The sequence below is a fragment of the Pelomicrobium sp. G1 genome (genome assembly GCF_051905455.1).
Taxonomy (GTDB): domain Bacteria; phylum Pseudomonadota; class Gammaproteobacteria; order Burkholderiales; family UBA6910; genus Pelomicrobium.
This window is the reverse complement of sequence record NZ_JBQACR010000575.1, coordinates 1-238: the sequence shown is the minus strand read 5'-3', so window position 1 is coordinate 238 and position 238 is coordinate 1. Positions and strand designations below refer to the sequence as shown.

The 238-nt window shown below is 67.6% G+C and carries 1 pseudogene; it reads right to left on the bottom strand.

The features are described from left to right. Positions 1-238 (bottom strand): annotated as a pseudogene (locus ACTFO6_RS19685) (terminase large subunit domain-containing protein); the annotation flags it as partial.

Here is a 238-nt window from a genome sequence, read left to right as displayed (position 1 = left end):
GAGCCAGGCGAGCTCGTATTCCTGGGCCCAGAGGTCGGGGTCGCGAAGGCCCGCCTTGAGCTCCTGGATGTCCCGCGGCAGGCCGTCGGCCACCGCCTGGTAGATGTCGACGCGGTGGCGGCTCCAGATGGAGTCCTCGCCGGTCATGAGCTCATAAAATTTGTTGCCCTTGCCCTTGGGCGTGCTGGTCACGCGCAGCTTGAGCCCCGGCTTGGACACCACGGGGAAGAGCGCGCCC